Raw genomic sequence first — 22,113 nt, 5'->3', positions numbered from 1 at the left:
TCATCGTCCCCGGGTCAGTCGAGCGACTTCCACCATTAGGGCAGCCATGTCCCGTTGGGCTTGGCCATACCCTAGAGGGTCATTCTCAGCTTCCTTTGCAATCAAGCGCTCGACCCGATCCTCGAATTGTTCCCCCAACTCAGGGCTTGATGCCAGAATTCTAGCTGATACCAGGCGAATTCGGCCTTCATCAGCGGAGTGCCGTAGTTCCTGCACCGCCCAGTCGATGAGAGCTTCGGCAATGATCTCCCCAAGATACTCCTCTTGCGGTGGTCTAGACATGCCTCGAGAAGGCCGGCGAGCATTGCGGACCACGTTGTAAACCGGATTTGCTGCTGACCAAAGCAGCGTATGCGGATCGCCCGGTTGTCCGGGATGCTCTAACCGCCAACGCGGGGCTAGTGGTTCCTCCACTTGAGTGACGACGAACGGAATGTCCCCGGCCTGGTCCTCATCTGGTGGGGTTCCCACCCATATCAAGGCTCTTGCCGTTGCCAGGGTCTCACCTGTTTGCTCCAGTGAAGCTTGTACCGCGTATCGACCGTCGGCAAGGGGCAGGACAATTTCGGTCAGATGTTCAGGTCCCGTTTGCTGAGAACGGACCGAGCTGTCCCAATCGAGAGGGAGGGCCCCATCGCGCGGGGCGCCTTGGTGAATCCTGGCCGAGCCGTCCCGAGTCAGGATCTGCGGTTGATCTCCAACCGCAATCCGGTCAAGTTCGGCGGCGTCTCTTAGGAGAAGATGCTCATCTAAGGCGATGGCTAGAACTCCTTCTACCGATGTCTGGCCCCGGTTTCTGATCGTTGCCTCCCAGCGGAGTTCTCCGTCCTGGGGGATGACCTTGCTCCCATCTTCAGGATTGAAGGCTCGAAGCTGGATGGTTACAGGATTGATTGCTGGCTCAGGAGGGTCGCAGGCCACATAGAACGAGCACTTGCCCGTGGTGACGGCTTCACCTCGGTTGGTGCAAGTCACCTTGATTGAATACCGGCCCGATTCGGTGAAGGGTGAATCCGGCCGCCCGGGATGGTTGACCTGAAGTTCGCCGAAGTTGACCCCGGCCGTGGACTCCTCATCTGATCGGCTTCTCATGTTCTGACTGCGCCGAGCAAAAGCGCTTGCTTCCGACCCATCCGGCCTTATGAGCGCAGCTTCGAATGTGATGGGCTCGCCGTCGGCGGAAGGACGCCGGTAGCAGGTGCTGTCTAACCGGATGGCATCTCCCCAGTTGGCATGGGCGATTGCCGGGTCGGGGTAGGCGGCGTTTACCTGGCAGCGCCACTCGGCCGGTGAAGGGGTGTGCCTTCCTGATTCGGGGGCAACGAACAGCCGGGCAAACTCTTGGACGAGGGTGTCGAACCTCGGGTCTGGAGCGACATCCTCGGAGTCGTGCCATCCTCGCTGGATTGCGAACTCTTTGACTGCGTTGCGAATTTCCTGGACGATCTCTTGGTAGATCCCCTTTCTCCGGTTGTAGCCGTCGTGGGCTGGGTTCTCGATCTCGCGCAGCGCGCGGTCGAGGCGGCGGTCGAACTCCACGAAGCCCCGGAATCCCCCGCGGTGTTCTTTGGGGATCCAGTCTGAGAACTCGCTCATCTCCAGCGTGACGATCCACTGGCCACCACGGAGCAGCTGTACCCCGTTGATTTGGGCGGGCCCCTCGATGTCTTCGCTGGCCAGGCCACTGTCGTGAAACAGAACCACGCGCTTGATGATGCGGGGGTCGTCCTGGTTGTGGCTCGGCAACTTGATCTGCTCATGGGTGCGAGAGCGCGTGTTGTGGGTGTTCCAGGGTTGGCTCTGCCAGAAGTCCGGGACCCCGATGGTGCGAGTCAAGCCGTCACTGCCAGTGACGGTAATTTCCAACTCTTCCTTTTGGATGGGGCGCCACCACTCCACTTGCAGCCAATGGGCCAGTTCTCCGCTTTCAACGGCTTCAACAGCTTCCTTGGAGAGGAAGGGGATGATGACTCTGGTGCCGGGCTCCGACAGCGGTTTCAAATTGAGCGGGATGGAGAAGTGGTCATCATCGTATGAAGTGGCGATGATTCGGCGGGCCTCATCGCCAAGAAATGGCGGTTCGACGACTTTGGAGGAAGGGTTGTGGTATCGGACACCGAGGCGGTATTCCCCGTTGGGCAGCAACGTGTCGTAGAGGATGACCACTCGCCCGGCGTGCTTCGGCAGACCAGTCGATGCCCCCGGTGGATGGTGCAGCGAGTGGTACAAGTAGGCGTACTTGCCTTGGCCACGGCTGCCGAGGCTGTCCTCCCCGGATTTGGTGTATCGCATCGCCTCCCAAGCGGCCCAGTTCTCACCAGATTGGATGACGAGCTGCCCTTGGTCCTGCTCCCGCTCTGCTAAGTCATCGGCAGTGAGGATGGGGCCGTCTAGGCCGGTGGTGCCCCGGTCGGCAATGGTCATGATCCGTAGCTGGTCTCCGTTCTCATTACGGCGGAGCAAGACTTGGTAGGCGACATGGACCGTCTGACCATCGCGCCGGGCGTCCATCGAGTTTTGCGGCGGATCCTGGGCCAAGGCTCGGATCGGCCCGCAGGTGTAGTTGTCGATGGCACTGATGACGTCTTGGACATTGTTGTCGGCGGTTGCCCTGGCCGTCCGCTCAGCCACGGCAGTTCTCATCTCTGGGTAGGTTCGCAAGGCGTAGCTTGGTTCGTACAGGTTCGGCCATGCCGGTCACAATAGGAACTGGCAGTGACACTTTGTCTTTGGCCTATTGGTCGGATGGCAATCCGATAGATGGTCAAAGGTCAGAAGAAAAAGGGGAAGCGATGAGAGCAGCGCTGTTTTTGGATGGTCAAGACGATCTGGTGGTGGACGAAGTGGATGTCGCCGCGCCGGTCGGCAATGAGGTGCTGGTGCAGACCGCGGCCTCGGGGCTGTGCCACAGCGACCTGCACTTCATGGAGACCGAGGGCTGGGTGGTGCCCCGTCCCATCGTGCTCGGCCACGAGGCCGCCGGGGTGGTGGAAGCGGTGGGACCCGATGTGCGGGAGGTGCAGCCCGGCGATCACGTCATCTGCTGTTTGTCGGTGTTCTGCGGGCGCTGCGAGGTGTGCTTGAGCGGCCAGCCGTACTTGTGCCTGAGAAGTCGGGTCGAGTGCGTTCGCTCCCCGGAAGAGCCCGCCCGGCTCAGCCGCGGCGGCCAGGAGGTGTTCCAGTTCGCCAACTTGTCGTCATTCGCCGAGCAGATGCTGGTACACGAGAACGCGGTGGTGAAGGTTCGCGGCGACATGCCGATGGACCGGGCCGCGCTCATCGGCTGCGGGGTAACCACCGGCACCGGCGCGGTGTTCCGCACCGCCGGAGTGGAGCCCGGTTCGTCGGTGGCGGTGATCGGCTGCGGCGGGGTGGGCATGTCGTCGATCCAAGCCGCCCGCATCTCCGGGGCGACCACGATCATCGCAGTAGACCTCGAAGCCCGAAAGTTGGACACCGCCCTGCGGCTGGGCGCCACCCACGCCGTCAATCCCGCCGTCGGCGACCCGGTGGAGCAGGTCTTGGAGCTGACCGGCGGCGGTGTGGACTACTCCTTTGAGGCCATTGGCCTGGCCCTCACCGCCCAGCAAGCGTTCGGGATGATCCGCCGAGGGGGAACGGCCACCGTGATGGGCATGATTCCCCCCGGAACCAAGGTGGAGATCGAGGGGCAGGAACTGTTCATGTCGGACAAGCGGCTTCAGGGGTCGCTGATGGGCTCCAACGTGTTCCGGGTGGACATGCCCCGCCTCGTCGACCTCTACCTCGACGGCCGCCTGATGCTCGATGAGATGGTGTCGGCCACCATCACCCTCGACGACGTGAACGAGGGCTTCGAAGCCATGAAGGCCGGCGACGTGGTGCGCAGCGTCATCGCCTTCAACTGACAAGCCCATCTCCCGGACGGACAGGAACTCTTGAGCATGGCCCAAAGCAGCCTTCGCTGGTGGGACCGCGAGGTGGGTTACGAGGTGTACATCCGCTCGTTCGCCGACGGCAACAGCGACGGAGTGGGCGATCTGCCCGGCCTCACCGAGAGGCTGGAATACCTGGCCTGGCTAGGGGTCGGCATCGTGTGGATCACCCCCTTCTACCCGTCGCCCATGCGCGATTTCGGCTATGACGTGGCCGACTACACCGGGGTCGACCCGCTGTTCGGCACATTGGGCGACTTCGACGCCTGCATCGCCGAGGCCCATCGGCTGGGGCTGCGGGTGCTCATCGACCTTGTTCCCAATCACTCCTCCGACCAGCACCCGTGGTTCCAGGCCTCCAGGGCCGACCCCGACCGCCCCATGCGGGGCTACTACCACTGGCGGGACCCGGCTCTGGGGGGCGGCCCCCCCAACAACTGGATATCGCACTTCGGCGGGCCGGCCTGGACCTTCGACGAGGCCACCGAGCAGTACTACCTGCATCTGTTCTTGCCCGAGCAGCCCGACCTGAACTGGTCCAACCCCGAACTGGTTCGGGAGTTCGACCAGGTGCTGGAGTTCTGGCTGGATCGCGGTGCGGACGGCTTCCGGGTGGACGTGGCCCATGGCATGGTCAAGAACATGCTCATGCCCGACAACCCGCAGCGGTTCCCGGTCACCCCCGACATGAGTCCCCGCCAGGCGTTCGGCTGCTTCGACCATCGCTACGACCTCGACCAAGCGGGCAACGCTGCCATCTACCGCCGCTGGAGGGCCATCGCTGAGCGCTATGACGCCCTGTTGTTGGGGGAGGTCTACCTGAGGGACAACAACCCCAATCGGGTGAGCCGGTACGTGGCCAACCAGGACGGGCTGCACCGGGCCTTCTATTTCGCCCCCATGCACACCCCCTGGGAACCGTCGGCCATGTGGTCCACGTTCCGAGATGCGCTCGACGCCGCCCCCCGGGACTTGTCGTGGGCCATCAGCAGCCATGATGACCCCCGCGCCCCGTCCCGGCTGGGTGGCGGTGAGCTTGGCCAGTCACGGGCGCTGGCCTATTGCGTGCTGCTGTTCGCCCTGCCCGGCTTGCCGTTCCTCTACCAGGGCGACGAGCTGGGCCTCGAAGAGGTGGACGTGCCCCGGGAGCAGCGCCAGGATCCGGTGGCCACCCGCAATCAGAACCCCGCCGACGGCCGCGACGGATGCCGCACGCCCATGCCGTGGTCGCCGGGGTCGGCGGGCGGGTTCACCGATGGCGCCGAGCCGTGGCTGCCGATTGGCCGGAACGACGAGGAAACCGTGGCCGCCCAGCGCGACGACCCGGGTTCGATCCTCCACAAGTACCGGGAGCTGTTGGCGGTGCGCCATGGGCTCGAAGACCTCCACTCCGGCGAACTGGAATGGCTGACCGACCGGACGGCGCCGGTGATCGGCTTTCGGCGGGGCGATTGCGTGTGCGCCCTCAACGTGGGCAATGTTGCCACCGACTTTCAGCTCCCGCCGGGCCAGTGGCGGCTGGCCTTCTCATCACAGCGCTCTGCGGGGGAAGTGGCCGAGTCGGCCGTCGGACTCGACGCCCCCGAGGGTGTCCTCCTGGTTCCGGTGCCCTGACGCGATCTGGGCTCAGTCCAGCCCCAGCATCGCCCGAGTCTGGCCGACGGTAGCCAACTCGGCCCCCGCGTCAGCCACGCAGCCGGCCAGCGCAGCCACGATGTCGGCGTTGGTGGGGGCGCCCAGCTCCAGATAGGGATAGTCGCCCAGCCCGGCGACGAGATGACCGCCGCGGGCGATCACCTCCGGCGCCAACTTCCGCAGATCGGCCCCGTAGGCCAGACAACCCCACACAGCTCGGCCGTCGTCGGGGAGGAAGCGGGTCATGGCATCCAATCCGTCCACCGTGGCCGGGTGCCCCGACAGCCACGAGTCCGACAGCGTCACCTCGCCATAGGCGGGCGCGGCCACATCCCCGGTGTCCAGAAACGCCGCCAGCAGCCGGGCCGACCCCACCGTCCACAGCGCGCCCATCGGCCTCATGCCGGCCTCGGCGACGGCGGCCACCATCTCCCTCAGTGCCCGCAGCGGGGTCACGTACACGATGTCGGGATTGCCGAAGGCACCAGCCCTCGGGTCGTAGGGATCGATGTTGAAGCTGCCCAGGTCGATGGGGGCCAACTCGGGCCGGGTAACCGGATCGGCGGCCATCTCCAGCACGGGGGCCAGCCGGGCGTGGGGGTCGGGCACGGTGGAGGCCCCCAGGGTGGGCATCAAGATGAGATCGCACGCCTCGCGCACCCCGGCGACCACCGAGCCCAGGGTATCGGCATCCCACACCGGCGCCCCGGTGGCCGGATCTCTCCCGTGGAAGTGGTAGACCGAAGCTCCAGCCTCGGCGCAGGCCACCGCATCGGCGATCAGCTCGTTGATCGACCAGGGGACGTTGGGGTTGGCGTCTCGGCCGGTGTACTCGTTGGCCCGGACTTCGATGAACACCGGTGACATGGGCGACAACCCGCCTAGAGAGTGGTGGAGTAGCCGCCGTCCACCGGGATGACCGCCCCGGTGAGATACGACCCGCCCCGTCCCGCCAGGAATATGGCCGCCCCGGCCATGTCCTCTGGCTGCCCCAGCCGTCCCAAAGCGGTGGCCGCCGCGATCTCATCGCCGAAATTGTCCAGGGTGTGGGCCATCATCTTGGTGTAGAAAGCCCCCGGGGCGATGGCGTTGACCGTGATGTGGCTGGAACCCAGCTTCTTGGCCAAGACCCGGGTCATGTGGTGGACCGCGGCCTTGCTGGCCGAATACGAGTAATTCTCGATGTCGGGGGCTTGGAGCCCTTGAATCGAACCCAGGTTTATCACCCGGGCGGGATAATCGGGGGTGGCCGCCGCTTCCAGCAAGGGGAGCAGAGCCACGGTCAACTGGAATACCCCCTTCACATTCAGGTTCAGCACTTTGTCCCAGGCCGAGTCGGGGAACTCCCGCATCGGCGCCCCCCAGGTGGCCCCGGCGTTGTTGACCAGGATGTCCAGACGCTCAGTGCGCTCGCCCACGGCCTGGGCCAGGCTCTTGCAGCCCTGCTCGGTGGAGCAGTCGGCGGCGATGGCCTCCACTGGGCCGATGCCCGACAGCTCTGCCGCCGCCTCGTCGAGTTGGTCTTGGCGGCGGGAGGAGATGATCACCCGGGCTCCGGCGCCCAAAAGACCCTCGGCGATCATGGCGCCGATGCCTCGCCCGCCCCCGGTGACCAGGGCGACCTTGCCGTCGAGTCCGAACAGGTTGGTGGGGGTGAGTTCGGTCATTGGAGCCCCTTGCCGGCAATCGAGCCGGCCGCCAGCCTCACAGCTCCAGCTCGAACAGCAGGTGGCGGCTGAGGTCGCCGAGTTGGTCCACCAGCATGATGCGGGTGTCGAACCACCAAACGCCGTCGATGCGGTGGAAGGTGTCGTGGTAGCGGCCGGTGATGATGGGCTGGAGCGGGAAGTCGTCGAGCTGTTGGAAGACGGTGTAGTAGGAGCGGGCCGAAGCGGTGCCGGCATCGTCGTCGGCGGAGATGATGGCGTTGGTGGTGACGTGCTTTGTTTTGGGCGTGCCGCAGGGGTAGAGGCGGGTGGAGCCTTGGTACATGCCCAGCACCTCGTCGCGACCGGCCACAACGGTTTCCATCGGGGCGTCGGGGGTGGCCACGATGCGCCCGTGGCTGAAGAGTTCGGCCACCCCCTCGAGGTTGCCGGCGTCGATTCGCTCGGCGTAGGTGTAGAGGAGGTTCTCGATCAATCGTGCGCTGTCGCTCATGGGGTGCAATCTAATCCGATCAAGCAGGCAGCTCGCAGCCTGGGATAAGTCATCGGGGCTGGGGCGTGGCAGAGTGGAGCGGTGATGCCAGCATCGATTCCCAGTCCCGGCGCCGACAGCCTGGAGATCGGCTCTTTGGATCTGCGGGCCTACGGCCTGATGATCGCCCTCGGTGTATTGGCCGCGGCCTGGCTGTTCACCCGGCTGTTCACCCGGCGGGGCCATTCCCCCGAGCTGGCCAGCTCGGTCACCGTGTGGGCGGTGGTCGCCGGGCTCATCGGCGCCCGGATCTACCACGTGATCACCGATTGGAAGTCCTATCAAGGCAATTGGGGCGATGCCTGGCAGATCTGGGAGGGCGGACTGGGCATTCCCGGCGGAGTCATCGCCGCGGCAATCGTCTTGTGGGTGTTCGCCCGCCAAAGGGGCATCCCCCTGTCGGACATCGCCGACTCGATGGCGCCCGCCCTCCCGCTGGGACAGGCCATCGGGCGGTGGGGTAACTGGTTCAACCAGGAGTTGTACGGGCGGCCCACCGACCTGCCGTGGGCTCTGGAGATCGACCCCGAACACCGGCGGTTGCAATACCTCGACGACGAGATCTTCCACCCTGCGTTCTTGTACGAGTGCATATGGAATCTGGCGCTGGTCGGGTTTCTGCTGTGGGCAGGCAAGCGCTTCACTCTGAAGCCCGGCCGACTGTTCGGTCTGTACGTGCTGGGTTACTCGCTGGGGCGGCTGTGGATAGAGACCATTCGGGTGGACTTCGCCAGCGAATTGGCGGGGGTGCGGGTCAATATATGGGTGATGCTGGCCCTGATCGTCGGCTCGGTGGCCTACCTGTTGTGGGGCCGAGGCGGCGACGGCGATCCCGTGTCCGACGATCCTGATGCTGAAAACATCTCCTTGGAGTCCTAGAGCCGGTATCATTGGCGTGCGGGTTGACGATCAATTTCGCTTCCTTCCGTAGCCCGCACCATAGATGACAGAAGAATTCCGCTTTTTGGGCGTGGCCTCAGATTTGGTGGCGTCGCTCAAAGAACGGGGCATCCAAGCCCCGTTCCCCATTCAAACCCTTACCATCCCCGACGCGCTCGCGGGCCGAGACGTGTGCGGCAAGGCGAAAACCGGGTCGGGCAAGACCTTGGCCTTCGGCCTTCCCATGGTGGAGAACCTCTCCCATGCCGCCTCCCACTGGGTGCGGGGATTGGTCTTGGTCCCCACGAGAGAGCTAGCCGTCCAGGTGGCCGAGGAGTTGCGCCCGCTGGCCCGGCACCGGGACTTGACCTTGGATCCGATCTACGGCGGGGCCCCCATGGAGGCCCAGATCAAAAAGATCAAGGACGGCCTCGACATCATGGTGGCCACCCCCGGTCGGCTGATCGACCTTATCGACCGAAAGGCGGTGTCGGTGGCCAAGCTGGAGATCGTGGTGGTCGACGAGGCAGATCGCATGGCCGACATGGGCTTTTTGCCCCAGGTGGAGTGGATCCTTCGCCATGTGGAGTCCCGCCACCAGACCCTGCTGTTCTCCGCCACCCTGGACGGGGCGGTGGACGCCCTGGTGCGCCGCTATCAAAGCGATCCGGTCCGCCACGAGGTCCAATCCCGGCAGGTGACGGTGGACGAGATGCAGCACCGTTTTGTGGCCGTCCATGAGATGGACAAGGTCAAAGTGGCTGCGGCCATTATCCGGGCTTCCAAGCGCACCCTGGTGTTCTCCGCCACCCGCCATGGGTGCGACCGTCTGGCTCGGAAGTTCAAGTCCGAGAACGTGCAGGCCGAGCCCATCCACGGCGACCTTCGCCAGCAGGCTCGGGAGCGCTCTCTGGCCCGGTTCGCGTCTGGTGAGATTCAGGCGCTGGTGGCCACCGACGTGGCCGCCCGGGGTTTGCACATCGATGACGTGGACGTGGTGATCCACTACGACCCGCCGCCCGACCACAAGACTTATCTGCACCGTTCGGGCCGCACCGCCCGGGCCGGGGAGTCGGGCATGGCCGTGACCTTGTCGCTGTGGAACGAGGAGCTGGTGGTCAAGCGGCTCCAGCGCCGGCTGTCGCTGGACGTCCCCATCGTGGAGATGTTCTCCAACGATGATCGCCTGGACGCCCTCGACCGCTGGGACCCGGTGGCCGAGGCCGTCTGACCCGCAGAAACAGCAAAGGGTTGAGCCTGAGATCATGCCCCCGCTAGCCTGGTGGGGTACATCAAGAGCGGCTCGCCGCCTGGGACAGCGTGCTCGGGCGGGGGGTCCAGCAACCTGGGAGGGACACCCAAGGTGCTCGCCCGCTTCGGCGGGGGATGTGGCCCCTGGTTCGGCCGGGGCAACCAAGTGTCCGTGCGTGAACGCTGTGGAGACAGTGGCCCTCCCCTAGACAGGCGAAGGGAGAACCATGCCGGCAGACGAGAACCCCAGCCGCGACCCGCGTCCTCCCGCCGAATCGGACGACAGCGAGATCGGTGCGCGCCATCCACGGGAGCTCGAGTCTGTTCCGGGCCCGGGGGACCGGGGCGCGATCGGTGCGCGCCATCCACGGGGCTACAGCGCAGATCTGCCGGTGACCGGGGCGTGGCTGCCCGGCGATCCCCCGGGCAACCGCCAGTTCTTCACCCTCGACCGCCCTCACTCCTTCGAGTTGGAGGGCGGCGGGGCACTGCGGGAAGTGACCGTGGCCTATGAGACGTGGGGGCAGCTGGCCTCCGACAGATCCAACGCCGTGCTGATCTGCCACGCCCTGACCGGCGATTCCCACGTGTCGGGCGGGGCAGGCTACGGCCATCCCACCCCCGGCTGGTGGGGGGAGATGGTCGGGCCGGGCAAGGCCATCGACACCAACGAGCTGTTCGTGGTGTGCGCCAACGTGCTGGGCGGCTGTCAGGGCACCACCGGCCCGGCGTCGCCCGACCCCGACACCGGCCTGCCCTACGGCTCGTCGTTTCCCACGGTGACGGTGCGCGACATCGTGCGCTCCCAGCGCCGGCTGGCCGACCATCTGGGCGTCAGGCGGTGGCTGACGGTGGTGGGGGGCTCCATGGGGGCCATGCAGGCCCTGGAGTGGGGGGTAATGTTCCCCGACTGGGTGAGCTCGGTGTGCTCGCTGGCCGGTTGCATGGCGGCCAGCGCCCAGCAGATCGGCTGGTCGGCGGTGGGCCGCACCGCCTTGGCGCTGGACCCCAACTGGCGGGGGGGCGACTACTACGACAACCCGCCCGGCCAAGGCCCCCATGCCGGTCTGGCCATCGCCCGCTCGCTGGCTCAGATCACCTACCGATCCGACGAGGTGTTCGAGGACCGCTTCGGCCGGGAGTTGTTCGACACCCACTCGGTGTACGGCGCCTGGGACCGGTTCCAAGTGGAGTCATACCTCGACTATCACGGGGAGAAGCTGGTCCGCCGGTTCGACGCCAACACTTATCTGGTGCTCAACCGGGCGATGGACTTGCACGACATAGGCCGAGACCGGGGCGGCATCGCCGCGGCCGTCTCCCGGATCACCTCGCCGGTGCTGTCGCTGAGCATCACCAGCGACACGCTGTATCCCCCTCGCCAGCAGGTCGAGCTCCACGATGCGTTGGTCGGGGCCGGCGGGCGGTGCGTGTACTCCTTGGTGGACAGCCCCCACGGCCACGACGGGTTCCTGCTCGAAGTCGAAGCGGTGGGCCAGGCCATCAAGGATTTCTTGGAGAAGGTGGGGAGCAGTGTCGCCTGAGCCAGGCTGGGGTGCGGCGGCCGACAGCAGCAAAGCAGTGGCCGCGCCCGACCCCGCAGGGTTCTCCCACCCCGACACCCTGGCCGTGTTGGCCGGCCGGCGCTCGGGCGGTGCCGAGTTGGCCCCTTCGCTGCACCCCACCACCACGTTCCGCATACCGTCGCTTGAGGCTGGTCGGCGCATGGCGCTCGATCCCACCGAGAGCTGCTACTACACCCGCAACGGCAATCCCACCGTGCGGGCTTTCGAGGAGGCCATGGCCGAGCTGGAGGGGGCTGAGGCCGCCCGGGCCTTCGCGTCGGGCATGGGCGCGGTGAGCTGCGTGATCCTGGGCCTGTGCTCGTCGGGCGACCACATCGTCGCCCAGCGCCAGCTTTATTCCGGCACTCAGTTCCTGCTCCAGGCGGTGTGCCCCCGCTTCGGCATCGACGTGACCTTTGTGGACGGCACCGAGCCGGGGGCGTTTCGAGCCGCGGTGCGACCGGGCCGGACCATGCTGGTGTTCGCCGAGACCCCGGCCAACCCCCGCCTCGACTTGGTCGATTTGGAGGAACTGGGGGCGATCCGGGGTCCGCTGAAAGCGGTGGACGCCACCTTCGCCCCGCCGAGCATCACCCGGCCGCTGGACTATGGCATAGACCTGAGCATCCACTCGGCCACCAAAGGACTCGGTGGCCACAATGACGCCACACTGGGGGTGGTGTCGGGCAGCGGGGAGTTGATTGCCTCGCTGTGGGCGTTCGCCATCTTGCAGGGGGCCAACGCCGCCCCGTTCGACGCCATGAACGGCCTGAGGGGACTGCGCACTCTGGGAGTTCGAATGGAACGCCAGAGCGCAACCGCCCTGCAACTGGCCGAAGCGCTGTCAGGCCACCCCGGGGTCGCAGCAGTGCGCTATCCCGGGCTGGTCTCCCATCCCCAGCACGAGCTGGCCAAGCGGCAAATGAGGATGTTCGGCGGATTGCTGGCCTTCGACCTGGCCGGGGGAAACGAGGCGGGGGAGCGGTTTGTCGAAGCAGTGAGGCTGGCCCAGGTCGCCACTTCCCTTGGCGGCCCAGAGACCTTGGTCACCCACTCGGCGTCCACCACCCACGCCGGATTGACGCCCTCGGAGCTGGAGGCAGCCGGGATCGGACCGGGCACCATCCGGGTCTCGGTGGGCCTGGAGCACGGCGATGATGTGGTCGCCGACTTGCGGCACGCCGCCGACAAGGCCACCGCCGAAATCCACTGAGGGGCGGATCCCCTGCCTGAGATCATCGAGGTCGAGTACTACCGTCGGGCTGCCGAAGCGGCGGTGGGGCGCACGGTCGCACAAGTGCATGCTCCCGATGACTGGTTCATCAAAGGAGGCGCTGACGCCGACGCGCTGGGCCTGGCGCTAGACGGACGGACCGCGGCCGGAGTGCGCCGGGTCGGAAAGCTCCTGATGATTGACTTCGGCGACCCCGGCAGCTCGCCGAGTGCTGTGCTTGGCTTGCGGTTCGGCATGACCGGGAGGCTGGTGGTGGATGACCACGCCGTGATCGAGAAGCTGGAGTATTCCAGCGCTCGCGAAGCTCCCGAGTGGCGGCGCTTCGAGCTGGGTTTCGCCGACGGGGGGACTCTGGCCATCGTTGATCCCCGGCGCTTGGGCGGCGTGGAGTTGGACCCCGATGTCTCCCAGCTCGGCCCCGACGCCTACGGGCTCAGGACGGGGCAGCTGGCCGGCGCTCTCGAAGGCAGCCGCACTGCGCTGAAGGCCCGGTTGCTCGACCAGCGGCGAGTGGCCGGGCTTGGCAACCTGCTGGTGGACGAGATCTTGTGGCGGTCTGGGCTGGACCCGGCCCGGGAGGCGGGTTCGCTGAGCACGGCCGAGCAGGAGCGGCTGGCCGAAGCGGTGTGTACCACGGTCGACGAACTGGCTGAGCGGGGAGGCTCTCACACCGGCGATCTCCACGTGGCCCGAGTCCGGGGCGGGTCTTGTCCCCGCGACGGCGAGCTCTTGGATCGACGGACCTTCGGCGGCCGCACCACTTACTCCTGCCCCCGACACCAGCGGTGATCGGCCCCGCGGCGGCAATTTGCCGCGCGAGACTGGACGCTGTGCAGATGAGGTGGCCGGCGATGGGGATCCTTGCCCTGGCGCTGTTGTGGGGGACTGCCGCATGGGGAACAGCGGCGGTGGCCTCAGACCTATCTGATCCGACCGCACAAGAGCAGCCGGCCGAACCCCCGTCGCCGTCTGATTCCGACGACGAGGTTCGCCTGGTGATGGCCCTGTTGATAGCGGTGGCCGTGATAGCCCTGTTGGGCACGTTGGTTTATTGGGTGCGAACCGGTGACAGCCCCCGGCTGGGTAGCGGCGATTCGCCGGACGGCCCAGAGCCAGAAGATACGCTCGGCTGATGGCCGACGAATTGGACGTGGAGGCGATGATCAACCGGTTCCGGGAGCGGGCCGAGGCGGTGAGGAGCCGCCCGCTGCCCCCGGTGGGTGGTGAGGAGCGGACCCTGTTCATCCGCCGGGCCCAGGAGGACTTCCAGGATTTCGCCATAATCGGCGACGCCACCGGTGCCATTGAGGACGGCTTTCTGATTTTGCGGGTAGACCTGCGCCCGCCCGCCGACTCTTGATCTCGGGAAATGGGAGCTGAAGCCACCGCCGCGAGCGAGCGGCTGAGCGCCGCGCTCGCCGCCATCGACGCGGCCAACGCCGACGATCCCCACACCATCGTGGTGGACGGGGCGGCCCGGCCCAAGGAACTGGCCCACGCCGAGCTGATGACCGAATGGGTGCAGCGTCTCGATCCCGATGCCGACGACGCCCAGCTGGTGGCCGCCCGAGCCCACCATTTGCGGCGCTGGGCTCTGGCTCGATCTGACTACCCCGAGGGCCGGGCCGGCTACCTGCGGTGGCGGGCCGCCCAGGCCAGGCGCCACGCCGCCGAGGTGGCCGACATTGTCACCGCGGCGGGCTATGACGACGACTTCGCCGCCGACGTGTCGGCCATCGTAGCCAAGCAGGGCCTGGGTACCGACCCCCGGGTGCAGACCCACGAGGACGCCTTGTGCCTGGTGTTCCTGCAAACCCAGTTCGACGATTTGGCCGACAAGCTGGGCGACGACCGCATGGCCGAAGTCCTGGCCAAGACCCTGGTCAAGATGAGTCCTGTCGCCCGCCGTATCGCCCAAGACCTGGATTTGGGCGACCGGGCCGCGGCCCTGTTGGGGGCAGCGAAGGGCTGATTCCGGCATTGGCCTATTGCAATGGGTGTCTAGTTGGCTGCTTGCTATGCTGGGCAGCCCTGCGGATGTAGCTCAGTTGGGAGAGCGACACCTTGCCAAGGTGTAGGTCGCCGGTTCGAGCCCGGTCATCCGCTCCAAGCTGATGATTCCTGTCAAGCGTTTGCGCTGATCAGGAAGTTGCGAACCGGTAGGCCTCCGGCGGCGTGGCCTCGGGGTCTTTGAACAGCATCACCCGGCAGGGCCCCGCGTCCAACCCCTTGGGGCACTGGATCACCGGCCACGGCACCCCGGTGCGCTCCATGGGCACCACAAAGTGCATAACCGCCACATGGGTGCGGTAGACGGGGGCGGGGCCCTGTCCGAAGGTGAGAGGGTGATCCTCGGCAACCACGGCTAAGTCCAGGTTCTCTCCGTAGCAGCCGTCGGACACCTGCCGCCCGCAGGTGCCGCACGGGTGCAGGGTTATTGTGAAGGCGTCGTCGGTCTCGGTCACGGTGATGTCGGCGAAGTTGCCCTTCTGCATGGCGGCCCACTGCCGCACCCGCACCTCGGCCGGTCGGGCCACGTCGTGGGGCATCCACCCCAGCAGCGTCTGCTCACCGGAGAAGCGGATGCTCTCCTCCAGCACATCGGGCCCCCAGGCTCGGTACACCTGCGACAGCACCGACGCCACCCGGTCGCGTTCCACATCGTGGATCCGGCGGTAGCTGGCCTCCAAGGCGTCGAAGGCGGCCATGGCGGCAACGTGATCGCCTGCTTCGATGAGCTGCGCGATGGCGTCGGCCCGGTCGGGCTGGTGGCGGCCGGTGATGTCCTCGTCGGTCAGCCCATGCAACAGCGCCGACCGGTAGGCGTCGTCGGCCGAGCCCACCTGCGCCAGGCCGTCTGTGCCGTAGCGCTCGGCCACGAACCGCTGGGTGGTGGCGATCCACGCGCCGAATCCGTCGGTGAAGTTCCGGTAGGCCCGGTCGATGCGCCGAAACACCTCGATGGCGGTCTCTGGGCTGTCGGCTAGTGCCTCAACCAGATCGGCCCGGGGCGGTTGGCTGAGCTTGGCCAGCTCTTCCGGGCTCAGCAGGCGCTCGCCGGCCTCACCCATCGCCGTTATCCATCGGCAGCCAGCAGGGGCATGACCTTGTTCTTGGTCAGTTCCAGGCTCTCCCAGCCGATGGCCGGGTCGATGCCGCCCACCAGCGGGTGCAGCATGGCGCTGCCCTTGTCCCGCACCAACTGCGCGCACTGCTCGGGGGTGACCACATCCCACTGCCCGCTGGCCGCCAGGCCGGCCACATCGTGGGCATCCACCGCGGTGAGGTTGTGGTGGTCGTCGTACTGCCAGCTGTTGTACAGCCCAGCGTCGTAGAGGGCGTGGCGCTCGATGGCCGCCCAGGTGCGCTCGGGGTCCTCGGTGACCATCACCATCGACGGGCCGTCGGGCACGATGGCGAACGGGGTCTCATACCCCAGCCGGGCTGCTTCTTCGTAGTAGAGGTCGGCCAGCGACTGGTCGGGGGTGGATGGGGAGAAGGGCAGCCCCAGCCGGGCCGCCCGCAGGGCCGAGGCCCGCACCGAACCGCCTACCATGAGCACCGGATGGGGCTCGGTGACCGGCTTGGGGGTGACCCAGATGGTGCGGCCCTCGTGCTCGAACGGCTCGCCCGACCAGCACTTCAAGATGAGCTTGATGGCCTCCTCGGTGTCGCGTCCCCGGCGGGTGCGGTCTTTGCCGAACATGTCGAACTCGAACTCCCGGTAGGCCACCCCCATGGTCACCGACAGGCGTCCCGGCGCCATCAGGTCGATGGCCGCGATGTCCTCGGCGATGCGGATGGGGTCGTGGAACGGCAGCAGCAGCGCCGAGATGGCCACCATGATGTTGTCGGTGCGGGCCAACGCGGCGCTGGCCAACACCAGCGGGGAGGCCATGAACCCGTCCTCTGCGCCGTGGTGCTCCGACACGATGACCGTGGAGATTCCATTGTCGTCGCACCACGACACCATGTCCAGGTACTCGCGGTGCAACTGGGCGTGGGTCACATCGGCGAACGGGGGAACTCTCAGCTCGAATCGGCAGGTGAACATGGCGCAGAGACTACTGGCGGAGGCTGCGGCGGTAGCGGGACCACTGGTCGGGGCGCCAGCAGTCCTGGTCTTCGCCCCAGCCGATGCCGCCGTCGAAGTTCCAGGCGGTGGTGCTCACCCAGGTGAGCATCTTGGGGTAGGGGTTGAAGATGATGCGGCTCACCGGGGTGCCGGTTGCCCGCAGCTCCCGGCCCAGTTCGTCGGTGGCCTCTATCTCGAAGGCGGTAGCGTAGCCGTGCTCGGAATCGCGCTCCACCCGGCGCTGGCCACTGACGATGTCTGCTCGCACCCCGTCGCGTAGGTAGTAGCCCGCGTTGATCGGATCGCTGTCTTCTTGGGGCAGCGAGTAGCACAGAAAGGCGCTCTGGCCCGACGCGGTGGCAAAGGAGTAGCCGATGCGAAAGCCCCGCAGGTCGCTACGGGGCCCCCAAGACCGGTCCCGCATGGCGCAGCAGTCCACTTCGATCTCTTCGCCGTGCAGGCGGAAGCTCCCGGTGACCCGTCCGGGCTGGTCGATGTGGCTGGCGATGGTGAACGGCGGCTCGCCCCGGGTGAACACATGGGGCGGGGTGAGTGCGTCGAAGCGCAGCTCGGCCTCGAACATGTCGCCCCGGCGATAGCGGTAGCCCAGCTCGTAGCTGGTGAGCGGCTCAATCACCTTCACCCGCATCCCGGTGGGCAAAACGGCATCGCGGAGGTCGAGCCCGTCGGGCAGCGGGATGCTGTGGTTGTAGTCGAAGAACGGAACCTCCCACGGCAGATGCGCGGTGTCGTCCCACGCCATGGCCCCGCCCCCGGCAATGCCCAGGTTGGGGCGGATCCAGGTGTACAGGTAGCCCATCATGTTGCGCTCAGGCACGCAGAAGGCGTACCAGCACGTCTCTGTCTCCCACGGATCGTCGGAAGGGGGGTGGAAGTTGTCGTCCTCCGGCCCGATCAGGGCATCCTCTGCTGCTCCCATGCGGTGGCTCCTCTATTCCAATGGATTTGCGATCTGTATTTGTTATCGGAGCAGGGCAGTGAATCCCGCTTGCTCGAAATCCCGGTCGTAGGCGAGGGCATCGGTGATGTTTCGCTCCTCCATGACGAGGAAACTCACGCAGTCTGTGAGGCTCCACCGCTTATCGGATCGGGCGGCGTAGCGTTCCACGGCGGCTCGGAACTGTCCGTCCGTCTGCGGCACGATCTCGACGTCTGGATCTTGTTCCATTTCCCGAACCATCTGCACTGCAAACCGGCGGCGAAACTCGTCCGCAGCGGCTAGGGCGTTAAGTGTCTCTGTCAGCACCAACTGTGTCGTCACTACTGCGATGGCCCCCAGGTTGCCTGCCACGGTTGCCGCCCGCTCATTCAGCGCGTCCCGGGGCCTCCAGAGAGCGATCCAGTAGCCCGCGTCCGCGAAGACGGCGTTCATGCATCCTCCTCTTTGGGATGACCGTATAGGTAGTGCTTCTTGTTCATGGCGAGGTCGGCGGGGAGGCCGTCCCTCGCGTCGGGGGGCATGGACTTGTGGAGTTCCTTGACCCGCAGAGCAATTGCGGCCAATCCTCCACCTGCTGTAGGTGCGTCGTCGATCGAGACCGTCACCTCCCTGCCCTCCTCGATGTCGAGGGGCTCCGTAGGTGTGAGCACGCCGTTGGCGTAGGTGGCCTTGACGGTCGTGGTCATAGCTGGTCCTCCTGGCGAGCGGCTGCTCCTTAGCCTACCGAGCCGTCTCATCGAGCCGAGGCCGCGGGATCAGGGCGTCCTCAGCTGCTCCCATGCGGTGGCTCCTCTATTGGTTGGCGTGCTCGGCGAATCGGGCCGGTATCCAATCGGCGAGCGTAGCGGCGATCTCATCGGCCACCGAGGCCAGCCCGTGGTCGGCGTCGGGGTAGACGATCAGCTCGCCGCCCCCCGCCAGCGCCCGCACCGCCTCGCTGGCGTATACCGGCAGGATCTGGTCCATCCCGCCGTGCATCAACAGCAGGGGAGTGCCCCCCAGCGCCGCCGCGTTCTCGCACCCCGCCGACTGGGTGGCCAGCCCAACCACCCCCGCGGTGTGGTCCCCCAGGGCGATCCCGGCCTGCACTGCTACCGCCCCTCCAAAGGAGTGCCCCATGAAGATGAACCGCCGGGCCTGCTCCCGAGCGGCCAAGTCGGCTGCTGCGGCCGCGTCCAACAAGCAGCGCTCGATGATCCCCGGCCGCCGGTAGTGAACCCGGATCACCGCAATGCCGTCTGCGGCCAGCCCCTGGCCCAATTGCAGATAAAGCGCCCGGGCCGGCCCCAGCAGCCCCCCGATGGCCCCGCCCAGGGTGACCACCACATCGGTTGCATCTCGAGGCCCATGCCACAACAGCGTCAACAGCCCGTCAGGGCAGTACACCTCCAAGTGCCGCAGCTCCGGCCCCGCTTCGGCTTCCACGATCCCCATCACGTCGAGCAACTCCAAAGGAGAGCGAACGTCGCCATCACTCATGCCCGAAACCCTAAACCCCTGTGTGGCCCCACCGGGCCGATCCCGTACACTGTCAGCGCTGGCCGCTCCGGCGGCCACACCTGCGTCGGTGCCCGAGTGGACTAAGGGAGTGGCCTGCAAAGCCATGATTCACGGGTTCAAATCCCGTCCGGCGCTCTAGAGGGCTTCGTAGGCAGCGCATTCTTGTAGCTGTCTGCTACGGTGGGGCTAGGAGGTTTTGGCATGGCTCTGAGCAATCCCATCCGCATCGACGACGGCATTTACGCTTCTGCCAAGGCGGTGGCCCCGGCCATGGACCGCAGCGCCGCCCAGCAGGTTTCCCATTGGGCGCGGATCGGACGTGAGATGGAGAGGTCGCGCGAAATCCCCCACCGCGAAATTGCCGCCGTCCTAAACGGCGAAGCCCGCTTCGACGACCTCGACGATCCCCGCGCCCAGGCGATCGTTCGGGCTTCTTGGGCCGAGCAGATGAAGCAGTGGCGCGAGACTCTCGATCTGGAGGCGGAGTTCATCGCCAAAGGCCTCCCGTACGCCGAGCTGAACGAGAGCGGCGAAGTCGTCGTTCACGATCCCGCCGACCCGACATTGGCATCTAGACGCTGATCTTGGTGGCCGGGTCGTCTGCTGCTGCGGGCTGAGCGGATGGGCGGTGCCCGGACGCTGATCTTGGTGGCCGGGCCGAACGGCGCCGGGAAAACACTGTTCGCCGGTCGGTTCGCCGCCGAGTCCTGCCTTGAGTTCGTGAACGCCGACGTGATCGCCGCCGAGCGGTGGCCCGGCGAAGAGGAGTCTTATGGCTATGAGGCCGCCGCCGCGGCTGCAGAGCGGCGCTCTGAGCTGATCGCCGCCGGACGGTCGTTCGTTGCCGAGACTGTGCTCTCCCACCCGTCCAAGATCGACTTCGTCCGCGCCGCCTTGGACGCCGGATACACCGTGGGCATGCACGCCGTCATGGTGCCGGAGGACCTCGCTGTCTCACGGGTCCGCAACCGCGTCCGCTCCGGTGGGCACAGCGTCCCCGAGGAGAAGATCCGGGGCCGATGCCGGCGGCTGTGGGGACTCGTGGCGGAAGCGGCGGGTATGTGCGACGAAGCCTTCTTCTACGACAACACGTCGGCCCGCAACCCGTTCAGACTGGTGGCGGAGCTCGACAGGGGAGTGCCGGTCGGAGTTCTCGCCTGGCCGGACTGGGTGCCGCCCGAACTTGCCGCCCTCGGCCGCTGACCGCCTAGCGGCGAGCAGAGAGCGCTTGAAACCCAAGGCAGTTCTCTAGTTACGTTTCATCGGCTGGCCAGTTAGCCAGGATTTGGGTTTATCTGTGCTTAGCGGTTCTTATCCGAGAGGGTTCCGAGGGACTCGTCGAAGTCTGGGGTGAGGCCGGCGGCGCTGATCCTGTCGGGAGGGTCTTGGGTGGTCGGGCCGCTGTGTTCTATTCGCATTTGGTGTAGGAGCTGTTCCAGGGCGGGTGCGCGATCTGCGAGGTACTGGAGAACCTCGACTTTGCGATCTCCGAAATGGGGATCGTGGTCGAGGTCTCCAGGGCTTTCGAGAAGGCTGATGATGCGGGCGGCGTCGGTGGATGCGGGGGTGATGCCGTAGCGGTGCATGTGGAATCGCAGCCCGTCTTCGAGTGTGTAGGGGCCTGCTGTGTCTATGGCCACCAGGTCGACGTAGTCGCGCAGTTTCGGCCGGTACATGATCACGTCGAGTTTCGAGGCGAGCAGGTCTGGCAGGGAGGCGACGGGCAGTCCGTCTAGCTCAACGGGCTGTTTGAGGGTTTTGACGTAGCCGGGGTTGGCCCCCCGGTGCGGTGTCTTGAACACCTGCACTTGCACGCCGTCGACTCTGGCGTGCATCTGGTCGGGGCCGCTGGTGTAGATATCGATGCTGTCCGCGGCCTTCTCGAACTCCCTGGCAAGGTGGTCGCCGGAGAAGCCATCGGCGGTCATATAGTCGAGGTCGAAGGACACGCGGTGGCGCAGATGGATGGTCAGGGCGGTGCCGCCCGTCAAACAGCCTTCGAGCGGATGCGTGGCCTTTTGCAGGATGGGCCACACTGCCCGCATTTGGTCTGGGAGCACGTCCTTCCATGCGTCGATCTCAGCCATCGGCGCGCTGGGCGATGGCCTTGTCGATTCTGGCCGCGATCTCGCCCGTGTCGTAGCCGCGCATGTCCCGGCATCTACGCAGGTCGTCGATGGGGAGGCATCTCAGCGCCCAAGTGCGCGCCACCGGGTCGGGGCCGTCCAGCAGGGAAGTTGCCACGAAGAAGGCGTCGTCGGGGAGCCTCAGGTCCTTGGCGCTCGCCCCGTTCCAAAACAGGCTCCAGAACTCGGGCGGCACCCGCTCAGGGCAGGTGTCGTCGTCCCGTCGGGGCCGCGGTGGCAGGTACGCCAACGCTGTCACGCACTCTTCGGTGAGGTCGAGCGACCACAGGACGGTCTTCAGCGATCCATAGCCCCAAGGGACGCTGGCGTCTTCTCGCCGCGCAAAGCCCTTTTCGGCAAGGGCGTTCAGACATCGCCGCGCATGGTCTTCGGACAGTCTGGCTTCGATGGCCACCTGGCTGAGCGCTGTGCCCCTGATCCTGCCCCTCAGGACTCCCATTACGGCCCGCTGGCCTCTGCTCAGGCCAGCGACAGGGCTGGCATCTGGATCGAACGTGCAGGGCAGGCGGCTCCGAAGCGCCGCTTCGGGATCGCTGGGCTGATTCACCAGTGCCTTCAGGCGGCCCTCTCCGGGCGGCTGCCCTGTCATCTCCAATGCAGCGGCCATGCGCTGGGCGGCAGGAGCGGACACATCGAGTTCGCGTGCCAGAACCGCAGGGCGGATATCGGAAAGCCAGGCCGCTTTGACCCACTTGGAGACACCGACTCTCGATCTGTGCATGGCCGTTCCCGTTGTGACCGTGAAGTCGTACC

The 22,113-nt window shown here is 66.3% G+C and carries 24 protein-coding genes and 2 tRNA genes; 14 read left to right on the top strand and 12 right to left on the bottom strand.

What is annotated here, in order from left to right; translation table 11 throughout:
• Entirely contained in the window at window positions 1-2,631 is a 2,631-nt protein-coding gene (locus ACOGXA_RS07850; protein ID WP_419926708.1) for a hypothetical protein, read from the bottom strand.
• Window positions 2,632-2,792: 161 nt separating this feature from the next.
• On the opposite strand from ACOGXA_RS07850, the gene ACOGXA_RS07845 reads away from it, so the two are divergent.
• Window positions 2,793-3,887, top strand: coding sequence for a Zn-dependent alcohol dehydrogenase (locus ACOGXA_RS07845; RefSeq protein ID WP_419926707.1), 1,095 nt, complete (start codon window positions 2,793-2,795; stop codon window positions 3,885-3,887).
• A gap of 36 nt (window positions 3,888-3,923) precedes the next feature.
• The gene (locus ACOGXA_RS07840) at window positions 3,924-5,528 is read left to right on the top strand and encodes an alpha-amylase family glycosyl hydrolase (protein WP_419926706.1); all 1,605 of its coding nucleotides are present in this window, start codon (window positions 3,924-3,926) and stop codon (window positions 5,526-5,528) included.
• 12 nt (window positions 5,529-5,540) lie between these two features.
• Here the strand turns inward: ACOGXA_RS07840 and ACOGXA_RS07835 are convergent, their stop codons facing one another.
• Genes ACOGXA_RS07835 through ACOGXA_RS07825 form a run of 3 tightly spaced genes read right to left on the bottom strand, consistent with a single transcriptional unit; the run spans window position 5,541 to window position 7,709 of the window.
• Complete coding sequence (locus tag ACOGXA_RS07835) at window positions 5,541-6,416, bottom strand: 3-keto-5-aminohexanoate cleavage protein (protein WP_419926705.1); 876 nt, start codon at window positions 6,414-6,416, stop codon at window positions 5,541-5,543.
• 14 nt (window positions 6,417-6,430) lie between these two features.
• Window positions 6,431-7,216, bottom strand: coding sequence for an SDR family oxidoreductase (locus ACOGXA_RS07830; RefSeq protein WP_419926704.1), 786 nt, complete (start codon window positions 7,214-7,216; stop codon window positions 6,431-6,433).
• A gap of 37 nt (window positions 7,217-7,253) precedes the next feature.
• Entirely contained in the window at window positions 7,254-7,709 is a 456-nt protein-coding gene (locus ACOGXA_RS07825; RefSeq protein ID WP_419926703.1) for a nuclear transport factor 2 family protein, read from the bottom strand.
• 84 nt (window positions 7,710-7,793) lie between these two features.
• On the opposite strand from ACOGXA_RS07825, the gene lgt reads away from it, so the two are divergent.
• The 9 genes from lgt (at window position 7,794) to ACOGXA_RS07780 (ending at window position 14,786) form a co-directional block, all read left to right on the top strand.
• A complete protein-coding gene (lgt, locus tag ACOGXA_RS07820; protein ID WP_419926702.1) occupies window positions 7,794-8,627 on the top strand; it encodes a prolipoprotein diacylglyceryl transferase in 834 nt (277 codons plus the stop codon).
• Between the two features lie 64 nt (window positions 8,628-8,691).
• Window positions 8,692-9,858: a DEAD/DEAH box helicase gene (locus ACOGXA_RS07815; RefSeq protein WP_419926701.1), complete on the top strand. Its 1,167-nt coding sequence runs from the start codon at window positions 8,692-8,694 to the stop codon at window positions 9,856-9,858.
• Between the two features lie 412 nt (window positions 9,859-10,270).
• Window positions 10,271-11,422: a homoserine O-acetyltransferase MetX gene (metX, locus tag ACOGXA_RS07810; protein WP_419926700.1), complete on the top strand. Its 1,152-nt coding sequence runs from the start codon at window positions 10,271-10,273 to the stop codon at window positions 11,420-11,422.
• On the top strand, window positions 11,412-12,656 hold the full coding sequence (locus ACOGXA_RS07805) for a trans-sulfuration enzyme family protein (protein ID WP_419926699.1): 1,245 nt from the start codon (window positions 11,412-11,414) through the stop codon (window positions 12,654-12,656). The genes metX and ACOGXA_RS07805 overlap by 11 nt, the downstream gene beginning before the upstream one ends.
• Before the next feature lie 12 nt (window positions 12,657-12,668).
• A complete protein-coding gene (locus tag ACOGXA_RS07800) occupies window positions 12,669-13,466 on the top strand; it encodes a DNA-formamidopyrimidine glycosylase family protein (RefSeq protein WP_419926954.1) in 798 nt (265 codons plus the stop codon).
• 62 nt (window positions 13,467-13,528) lie between these two features.
• Complete coding sequence (locus ACOGXA_RS07795) at window positions 13,529-13,810, top strand: hypothetical protein (protein WP_419926698.1); 282 nt, start codon at window positions 13,529-13,531, stop codon at window positions 13,808-13,810.
• Window positions 13,810-14,037 carry a hypothetical protein gene (locus tag ACOGXA_RS07790; protein WP_419926697.1) on the top strand — a complete coding sequence of 76 codons (228 nt, stop codon included), beginning with the start codon at window positions 13,810-13,812 and terminating at the stop codon, window positions 14,035-14,037. The genes ACOGXA_RS07795 and ACOGXA_RS07790 overlap by 1 nt, the downstream gene beginning before the upstream one ends.
• A 9-nt stretch (window positions 14,038-14,046) precedes the next feature.
• On the top strand, window positions 14,047-14,649 hold the full coding sequence (locus ACOGXA_RS07785) for a DUF4202 domain-containing protein (RefSeq protein ID WP_419926696.1): 603 nt from the start codon (window positions 14,047-14,049) through the stop codon (window positions 14,647-14,649).
• 61 nt (window positions 14,650-14,710) lie between these two features.
• Window positions 14,711-14,786: transfer RNA gene (locus ACOGXA_RS07780), tRNA-Gly, on the top strand.
• 32 nt (window positions 14,787-14,818) lie between these two features.
• On the opposite strand, the gene ACOGXA_RS07775 is transcribed toward ACOGXA_RS07780, so the two are convergent.
• The 6 genes from ACOGXA_RS07775 to ACOGXA_RS07750 all read right to left on the bottom strand — a co-directional run bounded on the left by ACOGXA_RS07775 (window position 14,819) and on the right by ACOGXA_RS07750 (window position 19,192).
• Complete coding sequence (locus ACOGXA_RS07775) at window positions 14,819-15,748, bottom strand: hypothetical protein (RefSeq protein WP_419926695.1); 930 nt, start codon at window positions 15,746-15,748, stop codon at window positions 14,819-14,821.
• A 5-nt stretch (window positions 15,749-15,753) separates the two neighbouring features.
• Window positions 15,754-16,731, bottom strand: coding sequence for an LLM class flavin-dependent oxidoreductase (locus ACOGXA_RS07770; RefSeq protein ID WP_419926694.1), 978 nt, complete (start codon window positions 16,729-16,731; stop codon window positions 15,754-15,756).
• A 10-nt stretch (window positions 16,732-16,741) separates the two neighbouring features.
• On the bottom strand, window positions 16,742-17,692 hold the full coding sequence (locus tag ACOGXA_RS07765) for a DUF7065 domain-containing protein (RefSeq protein ID WP_419926693.1): 951 nt from the start codon (window positions 17,690-17,692) through the stop codon (window positions 16,742-16,744).
• A gap of 42 nt (window positions 17,693-17,734) precedes the next feature.
• Window positions 17,735-18,145: a type II toxin-antitoxin system VapC family toxin gene (locus tag ACOGXA_RS07760; protein WP_419926692.1), complete on the bottom strand. Its 411-nt coding sequence runs from the start codon at window positions 18,143-18,145 to the stop codon at window positions 17,735-17,737.
• On the bottom strand, window positions 18,142-18,399 hold the full coding sequence (locus tag ACOGXA_RS07755; protein ID WP_419926691.1) for an antitoxin family protein: 258 nt from the start codon (window positions 18,397-18,399) through the stop codon (window positions 18,142-18,144). The genes ACOGXA_RS07760 and ACOGXA_RS07755 overlap by 4 nt, the downstream gene beginning before the upstream one ends.
• Window positions 18,400-18,505: 106 nt before the next feature.
• Window positions 18,506-19,192, bottom strand: coding sequence for an alpha/beta hydrolase (locus ACOGXA_RS07750; RefSeq protein ID WP_419926690.1), 687 nt, complete (start codon window positions 19,190-19,192; stop codon window positions 18,506-18,508).
• Window positions 19,193-19,274: 82 nt separating this feature from the next.
• Between ACOGXA_RS07750 and ACOGXA_RS07745 the strand changes: the two genes are divergently transcribed.
• The 3 genes from ACOGXA_RS07745 to ACOGXA_RS07735 all read left to right on the top strand — a co-directional run bounded on the left by ACOGXA_RS07745 (window position 19,275) and on the right by ACOGXA_RS07735 (window position 20,416).
• Window positions 19,275-19,348 (top strand) — tRNA-Cys (locus ACOGXA_RS07745).
• Window positions 19,349-19,414: 66 nt separating this feature from the next.
• A complete protein-coding gene (locus ACOGXA_RS07740) occupies window positions 19,415-19,795 on the top strand; it encodes a TA system antitoxin ParD family protein (RefSeq protein WP_419926689.1) in 381 nt (126 codons plus the stop codon).
• 39 nt (window positions 19,796-19,834) lie between these two features.
• Entirely contained in the window at window positions 19,835-20,416 is a 582-nt protein-coding gene (locus ACOGXA_RS07735; RefSeq protein ID WP_419926688.1) for an AAA family ATPase, read from the top strand.
• Between the two features lie 98 nt (window positions 20,417-20,514).
• Here the strand turns inward: ACOGXA_RS07735 and ACOGXA_RS07730 are convergent, their stop codons facing one another.
• Together ACOGXA_RS07730 and ACOGXA_RS07725 are read right to left on the bottom strand one after the other, a co-directional pair.
• Window positions 20,515-21,300 (bottom strand): nucleotidyl transferase AbiEii/AbiGii toxin family protein, encoded by a 786-nt coding sequence (locus tag ACOGXA_RS07730; protein WP_419926687.1) that lies wholly within the window; start codon window positions 21,298-21,300, stop codon window positions 20,515-20,517.
• A complete protein-coding gene (locus ACOGXA_RS07725; RefSeq protein ID WP_419927065.1) occupies window positions 21,293-22,081 on the bottom strand; it encodes a hypothetical protein in 789 nt (262 codons plus the stop codon). Before ACOGXA_RS07725 ends, ACOGXA_RS07730 begins: the two co-directional genes overlap by 8 nt.
• Between the last annotated feature and the right edge of the window lie 32 nt (window positions 22,082-22,113).

The organism is Candidatus Poriferisocius sp., from assembly GCF_965208475.1.
GTDB lineage: Bacteria > Actinomycetota > Acidimicrobiia > Acidimicrobiales > Bin134 > Poriferisocius.
The sequence above is the reverse complement of the archived record's forward strand: the minus strand, read 5'-3'. Positions and strand labels throughout refer to the sequence as shown.